Source organism: Candidatus Deferrimicrobiaceae bacterium (genome assembly GCA_035256765.1).
Lineage (GTDB): Bacteria > Desulfobacterota > Deferrimicrobia > Deferrimicrobiales > Deferrimicrobiaceae > CSP1-8.
The window spans coordinates 1-1,364 of record DATEXR010000050.1 but is presented as its reverse complement, the minus strand read 5'-3'; the positions used below and the strand labels follow the sequence as shown (position 1 = coordinate 1,364).

The following is a 1,364-nucleotide window of genomic DNA, read 5'->3' as shown; positions in this document are numbered from 1 at the left end:
AGCACCAAGGGAGGATTCGATGAACACGGAAAGATGGATCCGGGTGATCGCGGGGACATTCGTGCTGGCAAGCCTTTTCCTCGGGCTGTACGTAAGCAGATACTGGTTTCTGTTCACCGCTTTCGTCGGGCTCAACCTGTTCCAGTCCGGCTTGACGAACTGGTGCCTCATGGAAATGATCCTGAAGAAGGCCGGCGTTCCGGAAGAATAAAGGGGGATCGATCGATGCCGCTCTACGAGTACCGTTGCGAGTCGTGCCGGAAGGTGTTCGAGGCGTACAAGCGCCTCTCGGATGACGGACGGGAGGCATGCCCCGCGTGCGGCGGGAAATCGTCCCGGGTGGGGATCTCCCTGTTTCGCGCGGGAGGGAGCGGGTCCGGTTCCCCGTCCGGCGGGTCTTCCTGCGGGAGCGGTTCACGCCGCTCGCCGTTCCGCTGAACGTAACGGATGCGTCCCGGCGGTCGCCGGGCGGATCACCGAATCCTAAGGGAAGGATGCGAATGCGGGGAGGAGGATGGCGGGATGCCGATTGAATGGGGTACGTTGGTCCTGATCGCGGTGGTGGTCCTGATCTTCCTGTTCTCCGGCGGCGGGGGCGGTTGAAGCCCCCGTTAGACGGTTCGCCCCGGCCGGGCGCCGGGGGAGGAGGGTTGAAAAAATGTTCATCACGGTCCGAAGCAGGAAGCCGATCGGCGAGGTGAGGCAGCGGTTCGAGGATGCCTCGGCCTCCAGGAAATTCGGCGTTCAGGGGATCCACAACATCACGGCGACGCTTCAGGGGAAAGGGCTGGTCTTCGACCGCAAGCTCTACATCTACGAGGTCTGCAACCCCGGATACGCCAAGAAGACCCTGGACACCAACATCAAGATCTCCACGGCGCTTCCCTGCCGGGTCTCCATCTACGTGGAAGGCGAGGAAGTCGTGCTCGAGACGCTCAAGCCGACGATGATGCTCCGGATGTTCAACGAGCCCTCGCTCGAGGGGACCGCGAAAGAGGTCGAGACGGCGATCACGGAGATCATGCGGGAGGCCGCCACCTAAGAACAGGGACGTTCTTAAAACTTTTCACCCTCTGCGGCGGGCGCCGCGTTCTTACGCTCGGTTGTCGGAGCGCTGGCTTCTGGGGACCCCGGCTCGCGGGGGGATTCCCCAAAGCTACGCTCGCGATCTGCGCCCGCTCGCTGCGGGTTCCGCTCGTCGGATCGGACCCCGCGCGGCGGGGATAATATTCTCTCGCTCCACACGCCGCTTTGTGGAACCCCCCCGCATCGCCCCGGGTCCCCGGTCCCGGAAATGCGGTCCGCGGCGCAGCAAGCCGAAGGAGGAGGGGCGCAGTGAGACCGGCCTCCAGGAGTCCATTCCC

The 1,364-nt window shown here is 63.9% G+C and carries 3 protein-coding genes; all 3 read left to right on the top strand.

Translation table 11 applies throughout. The features are described from left to right. Window positions 1–211, top strand: a 211-nt coding sequence (locus VJ307_01630; protein HJX72829.1) for a DUF2892 domain-containing protein, incomplete at its 5' end; no start/stop codon positions are given. A gap of 14 nt (window positions 212–225) precedes the next feature. After that, entirely contained in the window at window positions 226–438 is a 213-nt protein-coding gene (locus tag VJ307_01625) for a zinc ribbon domain-containing protein (GenBank protein ID HJX72828.1), read from the top strand. Between the two features lie 220 nt (window positions 439–658). Continuing rightward, on the top strand, window positions 659–1,042 hold the full coding sequence (locus VJ307_01620; GenBank protein ID HJX72827.1) for a DUF302 domain-containing protein: 384 nt from the start codon (window positions 659–661) through the stop codon (window positions 1,040–1,042). Window positions 1,043–1,364: the final 322 nt, after the last annotated feature.